Below are 19,428 nucleotides of genomic sequence, written 5' to 3'. Positions count from 1 at the left end.
ACGGCTACCTTGCCGCGGCGGCGGATATTCAGCAATCGACGGATGTCAGATATGGAAAAGGCCGCGAAAGCGGCCTTTGTTTGTTGCACTGCGTTGCAGAAAAATGCGGCGATTACTGAGGCTGTTGCTCAGCGGCGCCCATTTTGATCTTGGCTTCTTTACGCAGGCTCGCCAGCAGCGAATCGAAGGAGACGCCGGTCGCGCCCTCTTCCATCTTGCCGACGAAGGTTTTCATTTCGTCTTCCGGCAGCGTGCCCGGCTTCACCGCATCAAGCGCAATCAGCACCACGTTGTCCTGGCGATCCTGCGACATGCCGTACACCGGTTTGCCGTCCTGCGGGTGCGGCAGCGCGAACACGCTCTCCACCAGCTGGCTGTCTTCCGGCGCGCGCGCCATCTTCTGCACGGCGCCAAAGCTCAGGCCGGCGGCTTTCATCGCTTCGTCGCCCTTGCCCTGCTTCAGCTCAACCAACAGCTTCTCGCCCTGCAGCTTCGCTGCCTGCAGCGCCTTGTTGCGTTTCACCAGTTCCGCCACGCGGTCTTTTACCTGGTCGAACGGTTCGATGCCTTCCGGCTTGTGGCCGCTCACGCGCACCACGAAGGCGCGGTCGCCGTCTACGGTGATCACGTCGGAGTTGCTGCCCGGCGCGCCGTTCTCGCCGATCAGCGAGCCGTCGAAGATCGCCTGCACCACCGGCTTGAAGTTCAGCGCGGCAGGAATGTTGTCACGGGTGAACCAGTCGCTTTGCGCCGCTTTCACGCCGGCCGCTTCTTCAGCCGAGGCCAGAGATTCGTTGTCGCTGGTCGCCGCTTCGCTCACCTTCTGCTGCAGCGCGTAATACGCGTCTACCGCTTTCTCCTGCTGCACCTGCTTGGCGATAGCGTCATGCACGTCGCTCAGCGGTTTCAGTTTCTCAGGTTCGATGTCGTTCAAACGCACGATCAGGAAGCCGACAGAGGATTTCACCACGCCGGACAGCTGCCCTTTCTCGGTCAGGTTAGCCTGCTTCAGCTCATCGGCGGTGGTTTCCGGCTCCAGCCACCCCAGTTCGCCGCCGGTGCGGCGCGAGATGATGTCGGTGGATTTCTCTTTCGCCAGCGTGGCGAAATCGGCGCCCTTCTTCAGCTCGTCCAGCGCCGCGTTGGCTTCCGCCTCGGTTTTCAACTGGATCACGCTGTAGTTTTTACGCTCAGGCTGGCCGTAGCTGCTCTTGTGCTGGTCGTAGTAAGCGCTGATGTCCTCTTCGCTCACTTTCACCTTGTCCTGCATGGACGCGGCGTCCAGCGGGATATAGCTCACCTTCACCTGCTCCGGGGCGATGAAGCTGTTCTTGTTCTGATCGTAATACGCCTTCAGTTCGTCGTCGCCGGCGCTTTGTTTCGCCTGCAGCGCTTTCAAATCGATGGTCGCCAGGCGCACGTCGCGCTCCTGCAGCACCAGCGCCGCCATGGCTTGCGATTCAGACGGCAGCACGAAACCGGACTCGCCGAAGGCCTGGATCACCTGCTGATTGACCAACTGCTGACGCATCGACTGCGCGAAGTTGTCGGCGGTGTAACCCATGCGGCCGATCAGATCGAGATATTTGGCGTTATCGAACTGGCCGTTGGTCTGGAAGTAAGGCGCCTTGCGGATGGCGTCCTTGATCTGATCGTCGCTGACCGCCAGGCCCAGCTTTTTGGCGTACTGGTCGAGCAGCATGTTGTCGATCAACTGGGACAACACCTGACGGCGCATCTGCTGCATGTAGCCTTCGTTGCCGGCCAGCGCAGAGAACTGGTCACCCAGCTGCTGCTGCATGCGGCTGCGCTCGCTTTGGAAAGCCTGTTCCAGCTGAGCGCGTTCGATCGTCTGACCATTTACTTTCGCAGCATAATCGCCGGAGCCGCCGATCAGGTAGTTACCCACCCCGGTCAGAACGAATGACAGGATGATCAGGGCCAGGATGATTTTGAGCACGACGTGATTGGCAGCCGCGCGTAAATTGTCCATCATAGTGTGACAACACTCCGCTGTGATGTGGATTAACAACCCTTGCGCAGGCGCGTTCCCTGCGACAAAAATAAAAAAAGCGCATCAGTCCGATGCGCCTTGTATCTTACCTTACCAGCACCGCTGCGTCAGGTGATTGTTTATTACAAAACCCTGTTACGCTAAACGGTTAGACGCTAAATCAGTTTACAGCGTCTTTCAGCGCTTTCCCTGCACGGAAGGCAGGTACTTTGGCTGCCGCGATCTTGATCTCTTTACCGGTCTGCGGGTTGCGGCCGGTACGGGCCGAACGTTCACGCACGGTAAAGGAACCGAAACCTACCAGAGCCACGTCATCCCCTGCTTTCAGGGAGTCGGTAACGGAAGCGATTACTGCGTCTAAAGCACGTCCCGCTGCCGCTTTGGAAATATCAGCACCTGCGGCAATCTTGTCGATCAGTTGTGACTTATTCACTCTATCATCCCCTCTAGAATTCTATCGTCGCACCGAAAAATCCCTACGGTTGCGACAGCGCAGCTGTTATATCAATCCCATCGAACCTTGGCAAGCCACCGACTGGGTGACAAAACGCGGGCCGACAGAGATCTAACTTAGCGGTACAAAAAAATACTGGCAAGTCCGAAATGGCTTGCCAGTATAAGTTTTATCAATGGTTTTTGCGATTCGTCACTATTTTGCCGCTACCGGCAGTGCGCCGAAGGCCGGGTTTTGCAACGCAATGTTCAAAACTTCATCGATTCGCTGCACCGGATGAATCTCCAGATCGGCGATAACATTGTCCGGAATCTCTTCCAGATCGCGCTTGTTCTCGTAAGGGATCAGCACGGTTTTGATGCCGCCACGATGCGCCGCCAGCAGCTTCTCTTTCAGGCCGCCGATCGGCAACACCTGACCGCGCAGCGTGATCTCGCCGGTCATCGCCACATCGGCGCGTACCGGGTTGCCGGTCAGGCAGGAGACCAGCGCGGTGCACATCGCGATACCGGCGCTCGGGCCGTCTTTCGGCGTCGCCCCTTCCGGCACGTGCACGTGGATGTCGCGTTTCTCGTAGAAATCGGCGTTGATGCCCAATTTCTCCGCGCGCGCGCGCACCACGGTCAGCGCCGCCTGAATCGATTCCTGCATCACTTCACCCAGAGAACCGGTGTAGGTCAGCTTGCCTTTGCCCGGCACGCAGGCGGTTTCGATGGTCAGCAGATCGCCGCCCACTTCCGTCCACGCCAGCCCGGTGACTTCGCCCACGCGGTTTTCGGTATCCGCACGGCCGTAATCGACGCGCTGCACGCCCAGGTAATCCTTCAGGTTGTCGCCGTTGATCTCGATATGCTTGCGCTTCTTGTCCATCAGCAACGTTTTCACCGCTTTACGGCACAGCTTGGAGATTTCACGCTCCAGGCTACGCACCCCGGCTTCGCGGGTGTAGAAGCGAATGATGCCGATGATGGCGCTGTCGTCGACCGTCAGTTCGCCTTTTTTCAGCGCATTGCGCTCAAGCTGCTTCGGCAGCAGGTGCTGTTTGGCGATGTTGAGCTTCTCGTCCTCGGTATAACCCGACAGGCGGATCACTTCCATACGGTCCAGCAGCGGCGCAGGAATGTTCATCGAGTTCGAGGTGGCGACGAACATCACGTCGGACAGATCGTAATCCACTTCCAGATAGTGGTCGTTGAACGCCACGTTCTGTTCCGGATCCAGCACCTCCAGCAGAGCGGAAGCCGGATCGCCGCGCATGTCGGAAGACATCTTGTCGATCTCATCCAGCAGGAACAGCGGGTTCTTCACCCCAACCTTGGCCATCTTCTGGATCAGTTTGCCCGGCATCGAACCGATGTAGGTACGACGGTGACCGCGGATTTCCGCTTCGTCACGCACGCCGCCCAGCGCCATGCGCACGTACTGGCGACCGGTCGCTTTGGCGATCGACTGCCCCAGCGAGGTTTTACCCACGCCCGGCGGCCCCACCAGACACAGGATCGGCCCCTTGATTTTGCTGACGCGACTCTGCACCGCGAGGTACTCGAGGATGCGATCCTTGACGCGCTCCAGGCCGTAGTGATCGGTATCGAGCACTTCCTGCGCCTTGTTCAGGTCTTTTTTCACCTTGCTGCGCGCATTCCACGGCACCTGCAGCATCCAGTCGATGTAGCCGCGCACCACGGTCGCTTCCGCCGACATCGGCGACATCATCTTCAGCTTTTGCAGTTCCGCTTCGGTTTTTTCGCGCGCCTCTTTCGGCATTTTCGCCGCATCGATCTTTCGCTTCAGCGCTTCGTGCTCGTCCGGCGCGTCGTCCATCTCGCCCAGTTCTTTCTGAATCGCCTTCATCTGCTCATTCAGATAGTACTCGCGCTGGCTCTTCTCCATCTGCTTCTTGACGCGGTTACGGATGCGTTTCTCAACCTGCAGCAGGTCGATCTCCGATTCCATCATCGCCATCAGGTATTCCAGACGCTCGGTGATGTCGGACATCTCGAGCACCGACTGCTTATCGCTGAGTTTCAGCGGCATATGGGCGGCGATGGTGTCCGCCAGGCGCGCGGCGTCGTCGATGCTGTTGAGTGAAGTCAGCACCTCCGGCGGGATTTTTTTGTTCAGTTTGATATAGCCTTCAAACTGATTGATCGCGGTACGCACCAGCACTTCCTGCTCGCGCTCGTCGATAGCCGGCGACTCAAGGTATTCCGCCTGCGCGGCGAAATGCTCACCGCTGTCGGACAGCGTAGTGATGCGTGCGCGCTGCAGCCCCTCGACCAGCACTTTTACCGTGCCGTCCGGCAGCTTCAGCATCTGCAGGATCGACGCTACGGTGCCGACCGAGAACAAGTCGTTAATGCCAGGTTCATCCGTTGAGGCCTCTTTCTGTGCCACCAGCATGATCTTCTTATCGTGATCCATTGCGGCTTCGAGGCACCGAATCGATTTTTCCCGGCCAACAAATAACGGGATCACCATGTGCGGATAAACCACCACGTCGCGCAATGGCAAAACGGGGATTTCAATGCGTTCGGAACGCTCAGGGTTCATAGAGCTCTCTCTTAGTTTAATTTCCGCCAGGTTGAGGGGGAATCTCATGAGACGCAAGCATCTAACGTTTCATAAAATCTGGTTAATGAGTATATGGGGATGAATCTCTTACATTCAACGGCAAGAATGCAGGAAAAAGAAATGGGGGATGAAATCCCCCATTTTGCTGATAACGCGCTGGTTTAACTGGCTAATTATTCGCCAGACGCCTGGGCTTCAGGCTTGCCGTAAATCAGCAGCGGTTTGGATTGGCCGGCGATCACCGACTCGTCGATCACCACTTTGTCTACGCTGTCCATCGACGGCAGATCGTACATGGTGTCGAGCAGCGCGCCTTCCACGATGGAACGCAGGCCGCGGGCGCCGGTTTTGCGCGCCATGGCTTTCTTGGCGATGGCGTTCAGCGCTTCGTCGCGGAACTCCAGCTCCACGCCTTCCAGATTGAACAGCGCCTGATACTGCTTGGTCAGGGCGTTCTTCGGCTCTTTCAGGATCTGAATCAGCGCGTCTTCGCTCAGCTCGCTCAGGGTCGCCACCACCGGCAGACGGCCGATGAACTCAGGGATCAGACCAAACTTGATCAAATCTTCCGGTTCGGCCTGCAGCAGCAGTTCGCCTTCGGTGGCCTTCTCGGACTCGCCCTTGACGGTCGCGCCGAAGCCGATGCCGGAGCCGGTGTTGACGCGTTGACCGATCACCTTATCCAGGCCGGCGAATGCGCCGCCGCAGATAAACAGGATCTTGGAAGTATCGACCTGCAGGAATTCCTGTTGCGGATGCTTGCGCCCGCCCTGCGGCGGAACCGCGGCGATGGTGCCTTCAATCAGCTTCAGCAGCGCCTGCTGCACGCCTTCACCCGAGACGTCACGCGTGATCGACGGGTTGTCGGACTTACGGGAAATCTTATCGATTTCATCGATATAAACGATGCCGCGCTGCGCTTTCTGCACGTCATAGTCGCATTTTTGCAACAGCTTCTGGATAATATTTTCCACGTCCTCGCCCACATAACCGGCTTCGGTCAGCGTGGTGGCGTCGGCCATGGTGAACGGCACGTCCAGGAAGCGCGCCAGCGTTTCCGCCAGCAGAGTTTTGCCGCTGCCGGTCGGGCCGATCAGCAAGATGTTGCTCTTGCCCAACTCGATACCGTTGCTGGTATCGCCGTTGCGCAGGCGTTTGTAGTGGTTGTACACCGCAACCGCCAGCACTTTCTTCGCCTGCTCCTGGCCGATGACGTAGTCATCCAGGTGGTGGCGGATCTCGTGCGGCGTCGGCAGCGCACTGCGCTCACGATGCGGGGCAACTTCTTTAATCTCTTCGCGAATAATGTCGTTACACAGATCGACACATTCATCGCAGATATACACTGACGGCCCGGCAATCAGCTTACGCACTTCATGCTGGCTTTTGCCGCAAAAAGAGCAGTACAGCAGCTTTCCTGAACCGTCTTTGCGCTTATCTGTCATCAGTCAAACCTCTTCTTTAGTCTTGTCCCGCAGGAAAATCACGGCGGCAGTGCGCCCAAACTCATATCGGGAACGCCGAGGGGCTACAACAGAGCGAGCCCCTGCCCACTCTGATTACTATAGTCCATCGGCGCCGCGTGGTTCTAGCTGCGGTGTGTCAGAATGCCGTCAACCAGGCCGTATTCCACGGCTTCTTCCGCGGTCATAAAGCGATCGCGCTCGGTGTCGCGCTCGATCTGCTCCAGCGGCTGGCCGGTATGCTCGGCCATCAGTTCGTTCATCCGCGCTTTCACCTTGAGGATTTCACGCGCGTGGATTTCGATGTCCGTCGCCTGGCCCTGGTAGCCGCCCAGCGGCTGGTGAATCATCACGCGCGAGTTCGGCAGGCAGAAACGTTTGCCTTTGGCGCCCGCGGTCAGCAGGAAGGAGCCCATCGAGCACGCCTGGCCCATACAGATGGTGCTGACGTCCGGCTTGATGAACTTCATGGTGTCGTAAATCGACATGCCCGCGGTGATCACCCCACCCGGCGAGTTGATGTAGAGGAAAATGTCTTTTTCCGGGCTTTCCGCTTCGAGGAACAGCATTTGCGCCACGATCAGGTTGGCCATGTGATCTTCCACCTGGCCGGTCAGGAAAATGATGCGCTCTTTCAGCAGGCGGGAATAAATGTCGTAAGAACGCTCCCCGCGTGAAGTCTGCTCTACCACCATCGGCACCAGCGCCATGTTCGGTGCAAATTGATCTCGTTCGCCACTGTATGACATTACCGTCTCCTAATAGAAATTGCCTTGGCGGCCAGGGTGTCACCCTAATACGCCGATTCTACTTGAGAACGGCCATGATGACTATGCTCAAGCATTCGACCCGCGCCGCACGTACCCGACGGTTAGTTTATCCCGCGCACTTTGGCAAACAGCCCCAGAATCATTCTTTACAGATTGGGGGATCCCGGCGCAATTTCAAGCCCAGGGGCCGATTTTCTCCGCGCGCCGAAAACGATGCCGTTAATCTGACCGTTATCATGCCAGCCAGTTCCCCAGGCAACAGGGTAAATATAGTGCATATTAACCCGCTTAACCTGAGATTAATCAGCAACGTGGCAAAAAGAAAAGCCCGCAACCTGAGGTTGCGGGCTTTTTCATCGTGCGCCGGTTCGCCAGGCGAAACCGGGGGCGCCGTTCATCGCGCCCGGCACGCCGGCATTACGCCTGTTGAGTCTGGTTCATCAGCTCGCTGAAAGTAGTGGCTTTTTCAGTCACTTTCGCTTTTGCCAGCAGGGCTTCAACCGCTTGCTCTTCCAGAGCCACGTTGCGCATGTTGTTCATCAGCTCTTTGTTTTTGCTGTAGAACTCGATGACTTCGCTTGGATCTTCGTAGGCAGAAGCCATTTCTTCGATCAGCGTCTTCACGCGGTCTTCGTCAGCTTTCAGATCGTTGGTGCTGATCACTTCGCCCAGCAGCAGGCCAACCACTACGCGGCGTTTCGCTTGCTCTTCGAACAGTTCGCGTGGCAGTTCCAGCGCTTGCTTCTCGTTGCCGCCGAAACGCTGTGCAGCCTGACGACGCAGCACGTCGATTTCGCCGTCGATCAGGGCAGCAGGCACGTCGATTTCGTTCGCGCTCACCAGGCCGTCGATCGCCTGAGACTTGATACGGTTACGCACGGCGCCTTTCAGCTCGCGCTCCATGTTCTTGCGAACTTCGGTGCGCAGGCCGGCAACGGAACCGTCCGCCACGCCGAAACGCTTGATGAACTCTTCGGTCAGTTCCGGCAGCTCGCGCTCTTCAACTTTCTTCAGCACGATAGCGAATTTGGCCGCTTTGCCCTTCAGGTTTTCCGCGTGGTAGTCTTCCGGGAAGTTCACGTCGATGGAGAACTCTTCGCCCGCTTTGTGACCAACCAGACCTTCTTCGAAGCCTGGGATCATGCGGCCCTGGCCCATTGCCAGCACGAAGTCGGACGCTTTGCCGCCTTCGAACTCTTCACCGTCGATAGAACCGGTGAAGTCAACGGTCACGCGATCTTCAGCTTCCGCTGCGCGATCGGTTTCTTTCCAGGTTGCCTGCTGCTTGCGCAGGGTATCCAGCATCGCGTCGACGTCTTCGTCGTTCACTTCAACCACGGGTTTTTCAACTTCGATGTTTTCCAGGCCTTTCAGCTCAACTTCTGGATACACTTCGAACTCAACGGCGAAAGTGAAGTCTTCACCTTCTTTGTACTCGCCCGGCACGTAGTTTGGTGCGCCGGCCGGATTAATCTTTTCTTTGATGATCGCGTCAACGAAGCTGCGCTGCATCGCTTCGCCCAGCACGTCCTGACGAACAGAGGCGCCGTAACGCTGTTCCACGATGTTCATCGGCACTTTGCCTTTGCGGAAGCCGTCGATACGCACGCTTTTCGCTGCGTTGATCAGCTCTTTCTTCACCGCCTGCTTGATAGTATCAGCCGGTACAGTAATAGAGAGACGGCGCCCAAGGCCTTGAGTGGTTTCTACTGAAACTTGCATCTTGTTACCTCAAAAAAATCACAGTGCTCGGTCAACTCCGTTCCAAGAACCAGGACGGCTACAGATAAGAACCGAGTTCCCTGATGACAGAAGCGTCCCGAAACCATTCCGGAAAAATAAGACGCGACATTATAGCGGCGCATGCGTGGCGAGTCGAGGAAAGCTAGGCGGCGCAGGCGCGCTAAAACTCACACTTTTGCCGATTCGATCGCCAAAAGGCCGCCAAAACAGACCGAACGTTGGCCACATTGCGCGTCGGCCGTGTCGTCGTCAAAAACAGAAACGGCCCGCAGGCCGTTTCAAAATTCGTCAGTAGTAATACCCTAATTCAAGGGCAAAGTTCCACTGATACCTGAAAATTTCCCCCTCAGGCCAGCGTGCCCGCGCCGCGGCACGGCGGCGAGGCCGGCACGGTATCCTGCAGACCTTCCCACTCTTTGAGCGTATAGGTATGCAGCGCCAGCGCGTGTACGCCGTCCGCCAGCTCCTCCGACAATACGCCGTAGATGGAGCGGTGGCGCGTCAAAAAACGTTCGCCGACGAAGCGATCGCTGACCAATACCACTTTGAAATGGCTTTCTGAACCCGCCGGAACGTTATGACGATAGCTTTCATCAACGACTTCCAGATACGCGGGCTCAAACGCCGCCCTTAACTTTGCTTCTATTTGCTCGCGAATCATAGGATCTCCTTACAACACCGGCAGAGGACCGTGCCCATCTAGTTCAATATTAGCCGGTTTTCCCCCGTTTAGACCATCGCCGGGACAAATTTCTCTTTTCTGCGGTCAAATGATGAGCGCCATCCCCGCCGCTTGGGGGATTATCCGATTGAGCGGGCCAAAAAAGCGTGTTTTTATCAACGGCAGGTAAAAATTTGTCACTCAGGCGCCTTCCGCGCTTCCACCGCACGGCGGCGATGCTATGATGTCGGCAATTTGTTGTCGGCTATCCCGCTCTGATTATTGCTAAATCCATCGAGAATGAGACAGAAAACATGTTAAAGAAACTTTGTCTTCCTTTGCTGGCCGCCCTGCTGCTGGCCGGCTGCGCGACCAGCAGCAACACCCTGAACGTCACGCCGAAAATCGTTCTGCCGCAGCAGGATCCTACCCTGCAGGGCATCACTGTCAGCATCAACGGCGCGGATCAGCGCACCGACCAGGCGCTGGCCAAGGTGAACCGCGACGGCCAGCTGGTCACGCTGACGCCATCGCGCGATCTGCGTTTCCTGCTGCAGGAAGTGCTGGAGAAACAGATGGGCGCACGTGGCTACATGATCGGCGCCGACGGCCCGGTGGCGCTGCAAATCGTCGTCAATAATCTGTACGCGGACGTCGCCGAAGGTAACCTGCGCTACAACATCACCACCAAAGCCGACATCTCGATCATCGCCCAGGCGAAGAACGGCAACAAGCAGGTGAAGAATTACCGCTCGACCTATAACGTGCAGGGCGCCTTCACGGCGACCAACGAGAAGATCACCGACGCCGTCAACTCCGTGCTGGGCGACGTGATCGCCGACATGGCTCAGGACACCAGCGTCAACGATTTCATCAAGCAAAACGCGCGTTAATCGCCGCGCCTTGTGCCGCCCGGCGGATCGGGCGGCGCAGACAGGGAACTCATGTCGAAACACTATTTGAACATCTTCACCCAGCGTAACTCCGCCATTCTGCTGCTGCTGGGCTTCGCGTCGGGTCTGCCGCTGGCATTGACCTCCGGCACGCTGCAAGCCTGGATGACCGTCGAAAATATCGATCTGAAAACCATCGGCATCTTCTCGCTGGTGGGCCAGGCCTACGTCTTCAAATTCCTCTGGTCGCCGTTCATGGACCGCTATACCCCGCCGTTTCTCGGGCGGCGGCGCGGTTGGCTGCTGATCAGCCAGCTGTTGCTGGTGGCGGCGATTGTGGCGATGGGCTTTATGCAGCCCGCGCAGCACCTGTGGTGGCTGGCGGCGTTGGCAGTGCTGGTGGCGTTCTGCTCCGCCTCGCAAGATATCGTGTTCGACGCCTATAAAACCGACCTGCTGAAAGCCGAAGAACGGGGCACGGGCGCAGCGATCTCGGTGCTGGGTTATCGGCTGGCGATGCTGGTTTCCGGCGGCCTGGCGCTGTGGTTGGCGGATCGCTATTTCGGCTGGCAAGCCACCTACTGGCTGATGGCCGGGTTGATGCTGATCGGCGTGGCCGCCACGCTGCTGGCGCCGGAGCCGGACGAAAACATCCCGGCGCCGCGCACCATGGAACAGGCGGTCGTCGCGCCGCTGCGCGATTTCTTCGGCCGCAACAACGCCTGGCTGATCCTGCTGCTGATCGTGATGTACAAAATGGGCGACGCTTTCGCCGGCAGCCTGAGCACCACCTTCCTGATCCGCGGCGTAGGGTTCGACGCCGGTGAAGTCGGGCTGGTGAACAAAACCCTCGGCCTGTTCGCGACCATCGTCGGCGCCCTGTTCGGCGGCGTGCTGATGCAGCGTCTCAGCCTGTTCCGCGCGCTGATGCTGTTCGGCGTCCTGCAGGCGGTCTCCAATCTCGGGTATTGGATCCTGGCGGTGACCGACAAGAGCCTGCTCACCATGGGCAGCGCCATCTTCCTCGAAAATCTGTGTGGCGGCATGGGCACCGCGGCCTTCGTGGCGTTGCTGATGACGCTGTGCAACCGGTCGTTCTCCGCCACCCAGTTCGCGCTGCTGTCGGCGCTGTCCGCCGTAGGGCGTGTCTATGTCGGCCCGATCGCCGGCTGGTTCGTCGAAGCCCACGGTTGGCCGTTGTTCTACCTGTTCTCTATCGCCGCTGCCCTGCCCGGCTTGCTGCTGCTCGGTATCTGTCGTCAGACGCTGGAGCACACCCAGCAGCATGGCAATTTTATGCCGCGCACCGAGTTTTCAGAATCTTACCGTTGGGCACTGCGCTTGCTGACGCTAGGCTGTTCGCTGTTGGGCCTGTGGTTGCTGTTGCTTATCGCCAATGCGCTGGATTGGACGCAGGCCCCGCAGTTGGCCGATCGGCTGCTGCAGGTCGGCGCCGCGCTGAGCCTGCTCGGCGTCGCAATGGGCAGTACGTTGGATTACCTCGCCCTGCGCCGCACCCGTTTGGCATAATCTGAACGGCCGGTGATTTCGCCGGCCGAAAAAAAAGCGATCCGGGGGTATATTTATTTCGGTAAAAAAAGATAATCGGCGCGGAAATTATTTTTTTATCCGACTGCCGCGCTCGGAAATAAAATTAAATTCACCTTTAAGACACAATTATTTTACATTAAATAAACCTTTTCTGCGTATTTCCCCGCCGCGCATTTCTTCGCCAAATTCATCATACCTTTAGTTTTCCTTAACATACGGGCTGCTCGTCACGATTCAGCGTGCCAACGCGTTGTTGTCATTGGTAAATTGTCACGCAGGGTTACATCTGTGACCCCCTTAACAGAAAGTGTCAACAAGCCGCTGACACTCCCTTAAGCATGTTTACAGTACTGCAACCTTCCCGTAAAATGCCCGCACACATGAAACGACAATTGAGCCTTTGTTATTGAGGTCGTTAGATGAGACTTAAGAAATACAATAAAAGTATTGGGATGCTGTCATTAATCGCAGGCACTGTATTGCTCAGTGGCTGCGATATGGTTTTGATGAATCCCAAAGGAGCAATTGGTGTTGAGCAACGGACACTGATTATCACTGCAATCGCGTTGATGTTGATCGTAGTGGTGCCAGTTATCTTCATGGCGTTCGCCTTTGCCTGGAAGTATCGCGCTTCCAACAAAGACGCCAAGTACAGTCCGAACTGGGCCCACTCCAACAAGATCGAAGCGGTCGTCTGGACCATTCCTATCATTATCATCGCCATCCTTGGCACCATTACCTGGAAGACCACCCACGAACTCGATCCGTTCAAGCCGATTGTCACTGACAAGAAGCCGATGACGATCGAAGTGGTGTCGCTCGACTGGAAATGGCTGTTCATCTACCCGGAACAAGGCATTGCGACCGTTAATGAGCTGGCTTTCCCGAAAGATGTTCCAGTCGAATTCAAGATCACCTCTAACTCGGTAATGAACTCGTTCTTTATCCCGCAGTTGGGTGGACAGATTTATGCGATGGCCGGCATGCAGACCAAACTGCACCTGATCGGCAACGAAGCCGGTGCCTACAAAGGCATCTCCAGCAGCTACAGCGGCGCAGGCTTCTCCGGTATGAAATTCACCGCGATCGTTACCCCGACCGAAGGCGACTTCGATCAGTGGGTGGCCAAGGTGAAGGCATCGTCTAAAAACCTGAACACCACCGACGACTTTAACAAACTGGCAGAGCCGAGTGAAAACAACCCGGTTGAGTACTTTGCCGCTGTCAAACCGAATTTGTTCAAAGAAACAATTGCCAAATTCATGGGCGACATGGATATGCACAAGGGCGCTGGCGCGCACGAAGGCATGGACATGAGCCAAGGTATGGACATGGGTGAACATGCTGCTCACGCCGGAGCCGAGGAATAACTGATGTTGGGAAAATTAACACTTGATGCGGTTCCGTACCACGAACCGATCATCATGGTCACCGTAGCCGCAATTATTGTCGGGGGCCTGGCAGTGCTGGCGCTGCTGACGTATTTCGGCAAATGGAAGTGGCTGTGGAGCGAATGGCTGACTTCGGTCGACCATAAAAAAATTGGTATCATGTACATCATCGTGGCGATGGTCATGCTGCTGCGCGGCTTCGCCGACGCCATCATGATGCGTAGCCAGCAGGCGTTGGCGTCCGCCGGCGAAGCCGGATTCCTGCCGCCGCACCACTACGACCAGATCTTCACCGCGCACGGCGTTATCATGATCTTCTTCATGGCGATGCCTTTCGTGGTCGGCCTGATGAACGTCGTGGTGCCGCTGCAAATCGGTGCGCGCGACGTCGCCTTCCCGTTCCTGAACTCCCTGAGCTTCTGGTTCTTCGTGGTAGGCGTTGTGCTGATCAACATCTCCCTGGGGGTCGGTGAATTCGCTCAGACCGGTTGGCTGGCGTATCCGCCGCTGTCGGGTAAAGAGTACAGTCCTGGCGTCGGGGTCGATTACTGGATCTGGAGTCTGCAGATTTCCGGTCTGGGTACCCTGCTGACCGGCGTGAACTTCTTCGCCACCATTCTGAAGATGCGTGCCCCTGGCATGCCTATGATGAAGATGCCGGTGTTCACCTGGGCGGCGCTGTGTACCAACGTCCTGATCATCGTTTCTTTCCCAATTCTGACCGTCACCATCGCGCTGCTGACCCTGGATCGCTATCTGGGCACCCATTTCTTCACCAATGATATGGGCGGCAACATGATGATGTACATCAACCTGATTTGGGCCTGGGGTCACCCAGAGGTGTATATCCTGGTTCTGCCGGTGTTCGGCGTGTTCTCCGAAGTCACCGCGACCTTCTCCAGAAAACGCCTGTTCGGCTATACCTCACTGGTATGGGCAACCATCGCGATCACCGTTCTGTCGTTCATCGTCTGGCTGCACCACTTCTTCACCATGGGGTCCGGCGCGAACGTTAACGCCTTCTTCGGTATCGCCACCATGATCATTTCCATCCCGACCGGGGTGAAAATCTTCAACTGGCTGTTCACCATGTATCAGGGCCGTATCAAGCTCAACTCCGCGATGCTGTGGACCGTTGGCTTCATCATCACCTTCTCCGTGGGTGGTATGACCGGCGTTCTGCTGGCGGTGCCGGGCGCGAACTTCGTGCTGCACAACAGCCTGTTCCTGATCGCTCACTTCCACAACGTCATCATCGGCGGCGTGGTGTTCGGTTGCTTCGCGGGCCTGACCTACTGGTTCCCGAAATCCTTCGGCTTCACGCTGAACGAAAAATGGGGCATCCGCGCGTTCTGGTTCTGGATCATCGGCTTCTTCACCGCCTTCATGCCGCTGTACGCATTGGGCTTTATGGGCATGACCCGTCGTATCAGCCAGAACATCAACCCTGAGTTCCACCCTCTGCTGCTGGTTGCAGCCGGCGGTGCGGCGCTGATCGCCTGCGGCATCCTGTGCCAGCTGACCCAGATCTTCGTCAGTATCCGTGACCGCGAACAGAACCGCGATCTGACCGGTGACCCATGGGGTGCTCGTACTCTGGAGTGGTCAACCTCGTCTCCACCGCCGTTCTATAACTTTGCCGTAGTGCCGCAGATTCATGACCGTGATGAATTCTGGGACATGAAAGAAAAAGGCGAAGCGTATAAGAAACCGGCTAAATACGAACCGATTCATATGCCTAAGAACACCGGCGCCGGCGTTATCATCGCCTTCTTCAGCCTGGTATTCGGTTTCGCAATGATTTGGGAAATCTGGTGGATGGCTCTGGCCGGCTTCATCGGTATGATCGTTGTCTGGATCGGCAAGAGCTTCGATCACGATGTTGACTACTATGTGCAGGTTGATGAAATCGAGCGCATTGAGAACCAACACTACGAACAAATCCGTAAAGCAGGCGTGAACCATGTCAACTGAAACTCTGACCAATCATAACGCAGCCCATGCAGAGCATGGGCACCATGACGCGGGAGAGACCAAAGTCTTCGGATTCTGGATCTACCTGATGAGCGACTGTATTTTGTTTGCGAGCTTGTTCGCGACTTATGCAGTCCTGGTGAACGGGACCGCTGGCGGTCCCTCAGGCAAAGACATCTTCGACCTGAAGTTTGTCCTGGTCGAAACTTTCCTGCTGCTGTTCAGCTCCATCACCTACGGCATGGCGATGATCGCCATGAACAAAGGTAAAGTTGGCGGTGTAAACACCTGGTTGTTCCTGACCTTCCTGTTTGGTCTGGGCTTCGTGGCGATGGAAATCTATGAATTCCATCACCTGATCGCCGAAGGCTTCGGTCCGGATCGCAGCGCGTTCCTGTCCAGCTTCTTCGCGCTGGTCGGCACCCACGGTCTGCACGTGACTTCCGGCCTGATTTGGATCATCGTGCTGATGATTCAGGTGAGCAAGTTCGGCCTGACCGCGACCAACAAAACCCGCCTGATGTGCCTGAGCCTGTTCTGGCACTTCCTGGACGTGGTCTGGATCTGCGTATTTACCGTTGTCTACCTGCTGGGGGTTATGTAATGAGCCATTCATCCCATGAAACCTCTCACGGCGGCGCAAGCCACGGCAGCGTGAAGTCATACCTGATCGGCTTTATCCTGTCGATCATCCTGACGGTAATTCCATTTGCGATGGTAATGAACGGCTCCGCCTCTCATTCCACCATCCTGGCGGTTGTTGTCGGTATGGCGGTTATCCAGGTGATTGTTCACCTGGTTTACTTCCTGCACATGAACACCTCATCGGAAGAGCGCTGGAACCTGGTGGCATTGCTGTTCACCGCTATGATCATCGGTATCGTTGTTGTAGGTTCACTCTGGATTATGTACAACCTCAACATCAATATGATGGTCGATTAAGAGCTGAGCTGCACGTGATGATTAAGCAATACCTGCAAGTCACTAAACCAGGAATTATTTTCGGCAATTTAATTTCTGTCGTTGGGGGATTCCTGCTCGCTTCCAAAGGGAGCATCGACTATCCCCTGTTTCTCGCCACCCTGGTGGGTGTCTCGTTGGTGGTCGCGTCGGGCTGTGTGTTTAACAACTACATCGACCGCGACATCGACAAGAAAATGGAGAGAACGAAGAATCGGGTGCTGGTAAAAGGCCTGATCGCGCCGAGTGTCACCCTGGTTTATGCGACCGTGTTGGGTATTGCGGGCTTCGCGTTGCTGTATATCGCGGCCAACCCGCTGGCCATGTGGCTGGCGGTGATGGGCTTCGTGGTTTATGTCGGCGTTTACAGCCTGTACATGAAACGCCATTCGGTCTACGGCACGCTGATCGGCAGCCTGTCGGGCGCCGCGCCGCCGGTTATCGGCTACTGCGCGGTGACCAACGAGTTCGACGCCGGCGCGTTGATCCTGCTGGCTATCTTTAGCCTGTGGCAGATGCCGCATTCTTATGCGATCGCTATCTTCCGCTTTAAAGATTACCAGGCGGCCAACATTCCGGTGCTGCCGGTGGTGAAAGGCATTTCCGTCGCCAAGAACCACATCACGGTCTACATCCTGGCATTTATGATCGCCACGCTGATGCTGACCCTGGTAGGTTATGCCGGCTACAAGTACCTGATCGTCGCTGCGGCGGTGAGCGTATGGTGGCTGGGCATGGCGCTGCGCGGTTACAAGACCGAAAACGACAGCGTCTGGGCGCGTAAACTGTTCGTGTTCTCCATCGTCGCCATCACCTCGCTGAGCGTGATGATGTCGATCGACTTCAGCGCCACGGCGGCGCCTGAAGCGCTGGTGACCTACGTTTGGTAAGCCAAATCATCTGTGAATGGGCCGCTTTTGCGGCCCATTTTATTTGTCACGCCGAAAAGCGGCCAAACTGTAATATCTGTTAAACAACATTCGATTTACCCCCCCTGCCCCGCACACTAAAATGACGCAGCTTTACAGAAATCATGCCATCAGGCGCTGTCTCAACGTCTGATGGCATGGTTTTTACCGAGGTTTGATGTGAACGATAATTCAATGACCCCGCAGGAGCGCCGCGCTACCTGGGGATTGGGCACCGTATTCTCCCTGCGCATGCTCGGCATGTTTATGGTATTGCCGGTGCTGACCACCTACGGCATGGCGCTCAACGGCGCCAGCGAAGCGCTGATCGGCATCGCCATCGGCATCTACGGCCTGGCGCAGGCGGTGTTTCAGATCCCGTTCGGCCTGGTGTCCGATCGCATCGGCCGCAAACCGCTGATCGTCGGCGGCCTGCTGATTTTTGCCCTCGGCAGCGTGATCGCCGCGGTCACTGACTCTATCTGGGGCGTGATCCTCGGCCGCGCGTTGCAAGGCTCCGGCGCGATCGCCGCCGCGGTAATGGCGCTGCTCTCCGATCTGACCCGCGAGCAGAACCGCACCAAAGCGATGGCGTTCATCGGCGTCAGCTTCGGTATCACCTTCGCCATCGCCATGGTTCTGGGCCCTATCATCACTCATGCCTTTGGCTTACATGCGTTGTTCTGGATGATCGCCGTGCTGGCGCTGGCCGGCATCGTCATCACTTTGGCAGTAGTGCCTTCCGCCGATACCCATCTGTTGAACCGCGAGTCCAGCATCGTGCGCGGCAGCTTCCGCAAAGTGCTGAGCAACTCGCGCCTGCTGAAGCTCAACTTCGGCATCATGTGCCTGCATATCCTGCTGATGTCGAGCTTCGTGGCGCTGCCGCTGGCGATGGAGAAAGCCGGGCTGGCGGCCAGCGAACACTGGATCGTCTACCTGGTGACCATGCTGGTGTCGTTCGCCGCCGTAGTGCCGTTCATCATCTATGCCGAAAAGTATCGCCGCATGAAGCAGGTGTTTATGGGCTGCGTGGCGGTGCTGTTTTGCGCCGAAGTGCTGCTGTGGCTCTCCGGCGCGCACCTGTGGGGCATCATCGCCGGCGTACAGCTGTTCTTTATGGCCTTCAACGTGATGGAAGCCATTCTGCCTTCGCTGATCAGCAAAGAGTCACCGGCCGGCTACAAAGGCACCGCGATGGGGGTCTACTCCACCAGCCAGTTTATCGGCGTGGCGATCGGCGGCAGCCTCGGCGGCTGGCTGTACGGTTTGCAGGGGGCAGGCTTGGTGTTTATCGCTGGTGCCGTGTTAGCCGCCGTCTGGTTCCTGGTCAGCAGCACCATGAAAGAGCCGCCGTATGTCAGCAGCCTGCGCATTACGCTGTCGGAACTGGCGGTGAAGGATTCGGCGCTGGAAAGCCGCCTGAAGGCGCAGCCCGGCGTGGCCGAGGCGATCGTGGTGCCGGAAGAGCGCAGCGCCTACGTCAAGGTGGACACCAAGCAGACCAATCGCGGTCAGTTGGAAGCGCTGGTCAATTCGCTGTAAAGAAACGGGGCCGGCAATGCCGGCCCCGTAGAGATTAATCGCGGAAGTTCTTGAACTGGAACGGCTGCCCCAGATCGCCGCCGCGCACCAGCGCCATCACGCTCTGCAAGTCGTCGCGTGATTTGCCGGTCACCCGCACTTCTTCGCCCTGGATCTGCGCCTGCACCTTCAGCTTGCTGTCTTTGATCAGCTTGACGATTTTCTTCGCTACAGAGGTTTCAATCCCCTGCTTCAGCTTGGCTTCCACGCTGTAGGTTTTACCGCTGTGGGTAAACTCTTCCGGGATCTCCAGCGCGGCGCCGTCGATGCTGCGCTTGCTCAGCTTTTCGCGCAGAATGTCGAGCAGCTGCTGCACCTGAAAATCAGACTCGGTGGCAACCTTAATGCTTTGGTTTTTCTCGTTTAGCTCAAAGCTGGCCGGCACGTTGCGAAAATCCCAGCGGGTGCCGAGATCGCGGGTGGCGTTCTCAACGGCGTTACGCACTTCCTGCATATCAATTTCGGAAACGATGTCGAAAGATGGCATACTT

General features: G+C 57.0%; 16 protein-coding genes. 8 read left to right on the top strand and 8 right to left on the bottom strand.

The annotated features are described in order from the left end of the window. Nucleotides 1–112: 112 nt before the first annotated feature. From ppiD to bolA, 7 genes are all read right to left on the bottom strand, one after another. Nucleotides 113–1,996 carry a peptidylprolyl isomerase gene (gene ppiD, locus ACJ8PL_RS00935; protein ID WP_016928857.1) on the bottom strand — a complete coding sequence of 628 codons (1,884 nt, stop codon included), beginning with the start codon at nucleotides 1,994–1,996 and terminating at the stop codon, nucleotides 113–115. A gap of 178 nt (nucleotides 1,997–2,174) precedes the next feature. Further along, nucleotides 2,175–2,447 (bottom strand): nucleoid-associated protein HU-beta, encoded by a 273-nt coding sequence (gene hupB / locus ACJ8PL_RS00930; protein ID WP_004940351.1) that lies wholly within the window; start codon nucleotides 2,445–2,447, stop codon nucleotides 2,175–2,177. A 216-nt stretch (nucleotides 2,448–2,663) separates the two neighbouring features. After that, nucleotides 2,664–5,018: an endopeptidase La gene (gene lon, locus ACJ8PL_RS00925; protein ID WP_004940352.1), complete on the bottom strand. Its 2,355-nt coding sequence runs from the start codon at nucleotides 5,016–5,018 to the stop codon at nucleotides 2,664–2,666. Nucleotides 5,019–5,212: 194 nt separating this feature from the next. Then, the gene (gene clpX / locus ACJ8PL_RS00920) at nucleotides 5,213–6,484 is read right to left on the bottom strand and encodes an ATP-dependent protease ATP-binding subunit ClpX (protein WP_004940354.1); all 1,272 of its coding nucleotides are present in this window, start codon (nucleotides 6,482–6,484) and stop codon (nucleotides 5,213–5,215) included. Between the two features lie 143 nt (nucleotides 6,485–6,627). Beyond that, nucleotides 6,628–7,251 carry an ATP-dependent Clp endopeptidase proteolytic subunit ClpP gene (clpP, locus tag ACJ8PL_RS00915; protein WP_016928858.1) on the bottom strand — a complete coding sequence of 208 codons (624 nt, stop codon included), beginning with the start codon at nucleotides 7,249–7,251 and terminating at the stop codon, nucleotides 6,628–6,630. Between the two features lie 438 nt (nucleotides 7,252–7,689). Continuing rightward, entirely contained in the window at nucleotides 7,690–8,994 is a 1,305-nt protein-coding gene (gene tig / locus ACJ8PL_RS00910; RefSeq protein ID WP_004940358.1) for a trigger factor, read from the bottom strand. A gap of 367 nt (nucleotides 8,995–9,361) precedes the next feature. Beyond that, nucleotides 9,362–9,676 (bottom strand): transcriptional regulator BolA, encoded by a 315-nt coding sequence (gene bolA / locus ACJ8PL_RS00905; RefSeq protein WP_004940361.1) that lies wholly within the window; start codon nucleotides 9,674–9,676, stop codon nucleotides 9,362–9,364. A 314-nt stretch (nucleotides 9,677–9,990) separates the two neighbouring features. Between bolA and ACJ8PL_RS00900 the strand changes: the two genes are divergently transcribed. From ACJ8PL_RS00900 to ACJ8PL_RS00865, 8 genes are all read left to right on the top strand, one after another. Then, nucleotides 9,991–10,569: a lipoprotein gene (locus ACJ8PL_RS00900; RefSeq protein WP_004940363.1), complete on the top strand. Its 579-nt coding sequence runs from the start codon at nucleotides 9,991–9,993 to the stop codon at nucleotides 10,567–10,569. 51 nt (nucleotides 10,570–10,620) lie between these two features. Beyond that, nucleotides 10,621–12,099, top strand: a complete 1,479-nt coding sequence (ampG, locus tag ACJ8PL_RS00895) for a muropeptide MFS transporter AmpG (protein ID WP_048795897.1) — start codon at nucleotides 10,621–10,623, stop codon at nucleotides 12,097–12,099. Nucleotides 12,100–12,539: 440 nt separating this feature from the next. Further along, nucleotides 12,540–13,490 (top strand): cytochrome o ubiquinol oxidase subunit II, encoded by a 951-nt coding sequence (gene cyoA / locus ACJ8PL_RS00890; protein ID WP_004940365.1) that lies wholly within the window; start codon nucleotides 12,540–12,542, stop codon nucleotides 13,488–13,490. 3 nt (nucleotides 13,491–13,493) lie between these two features. Further along, nucleotides 13,494–15,485 (top strand): cytochrome o ubiquinol oxidase subunit I, encoded by a 1,992-nt coding sequence (gene cyoB / locus ACJ8PL_RS00885; protein ID WP_004940366.1) that lies wholly within the window; start codon nucleotides 13,494–13,496, stop codon nucleotides 15,483–15,485. After that, nucleotides 15,475–16,089 carry a cytochrome o ubiquinol oxidase subunit III gene (locus ACJ8PL_RS00880; RefSeq protein WP_004940367.1) on the top strand — a complete coding sequence of 205 codons (615 nt, stop codon included), beginning with the start codon at nucleotides 15,475–15,477 and terminating at the stop codon, nucleotides 16,087–16,089. The genes cyoB and ACJ8PL_RS00880 overlap by 11 nt, the downstream gene beginning before the upstream one ends. Then, nucleotides 16,089–16,427, top strand: a complete 339-nt coding sequence (locus ACJ8PL_RS00875; protein WP_016928864.1) for a cytochrome o ubiquinol oxidase subunit IV — start codon at nucleotides 16,089–16,091, stop codon at nucleotides 16,425–16,427. The genes ACJ8PL_RS00880 and ACJ8PL_RS00875 overlap by 1 nt, the downstream gene beginning before the upstream one ends. A 17-nt stretch (nucleotides 16,428–16,444) precedes the next feature. Beyond that, nucleotides 16,445–17,335, top strand: a complete 891-nt coding sequence (gene cyoE, locus ACJ8PL_RS00870; protein ID WP_015376842.1) for a heme o synthase — start codon at nucleotides 16,445–16,447, stop codon at nucleotides 17,333–17,335. Nucleotides 17,336–17,533: 198 nt separating this feature from the next. After that, nucleotides 17,534–18,898, top strand: coding sequence for an MFS transporter (locus ACJ8PL_RS00865; protein WP_028128216.1), 1,365 nt, complete (start codon nucleotides 17,534–17,536; stop codon nucleotides 18,896–18,898). Between the two features lie 34 nt (nucleotides 18,899–18,932). On the opposite strand, the gene ACJ8PL_RS00860 is transcribed toward ACJ8PL_RS00865, so the two are convergent. After that, nucleotides 18,933–19,424, bottom strand: coding sequence for a YajQ family cyclic di-GMP-binding protein (locus tag ACJ8PL_RS00860; protein WP_004940373.1), 492 nt, complete (start codon nucleotides 19,422–19,424; stop codon nucleotides 18,933–18,935). Nucleotides 19,425–19,428 lie beyond the last annotated feature (4 nt).

This window comes from Serratia sp. CY83965, from assembly GCF_052166375.1.
Lineage (GTDB): Bacteria > Pseudomonadota > Gammaproteobacteria > Enterobacterales > Enterobacteriaceae > Serratia > Serratia marcescens.
This window is presented reverse-complemented; position numbering and strand designations above follow the sequence as displayed.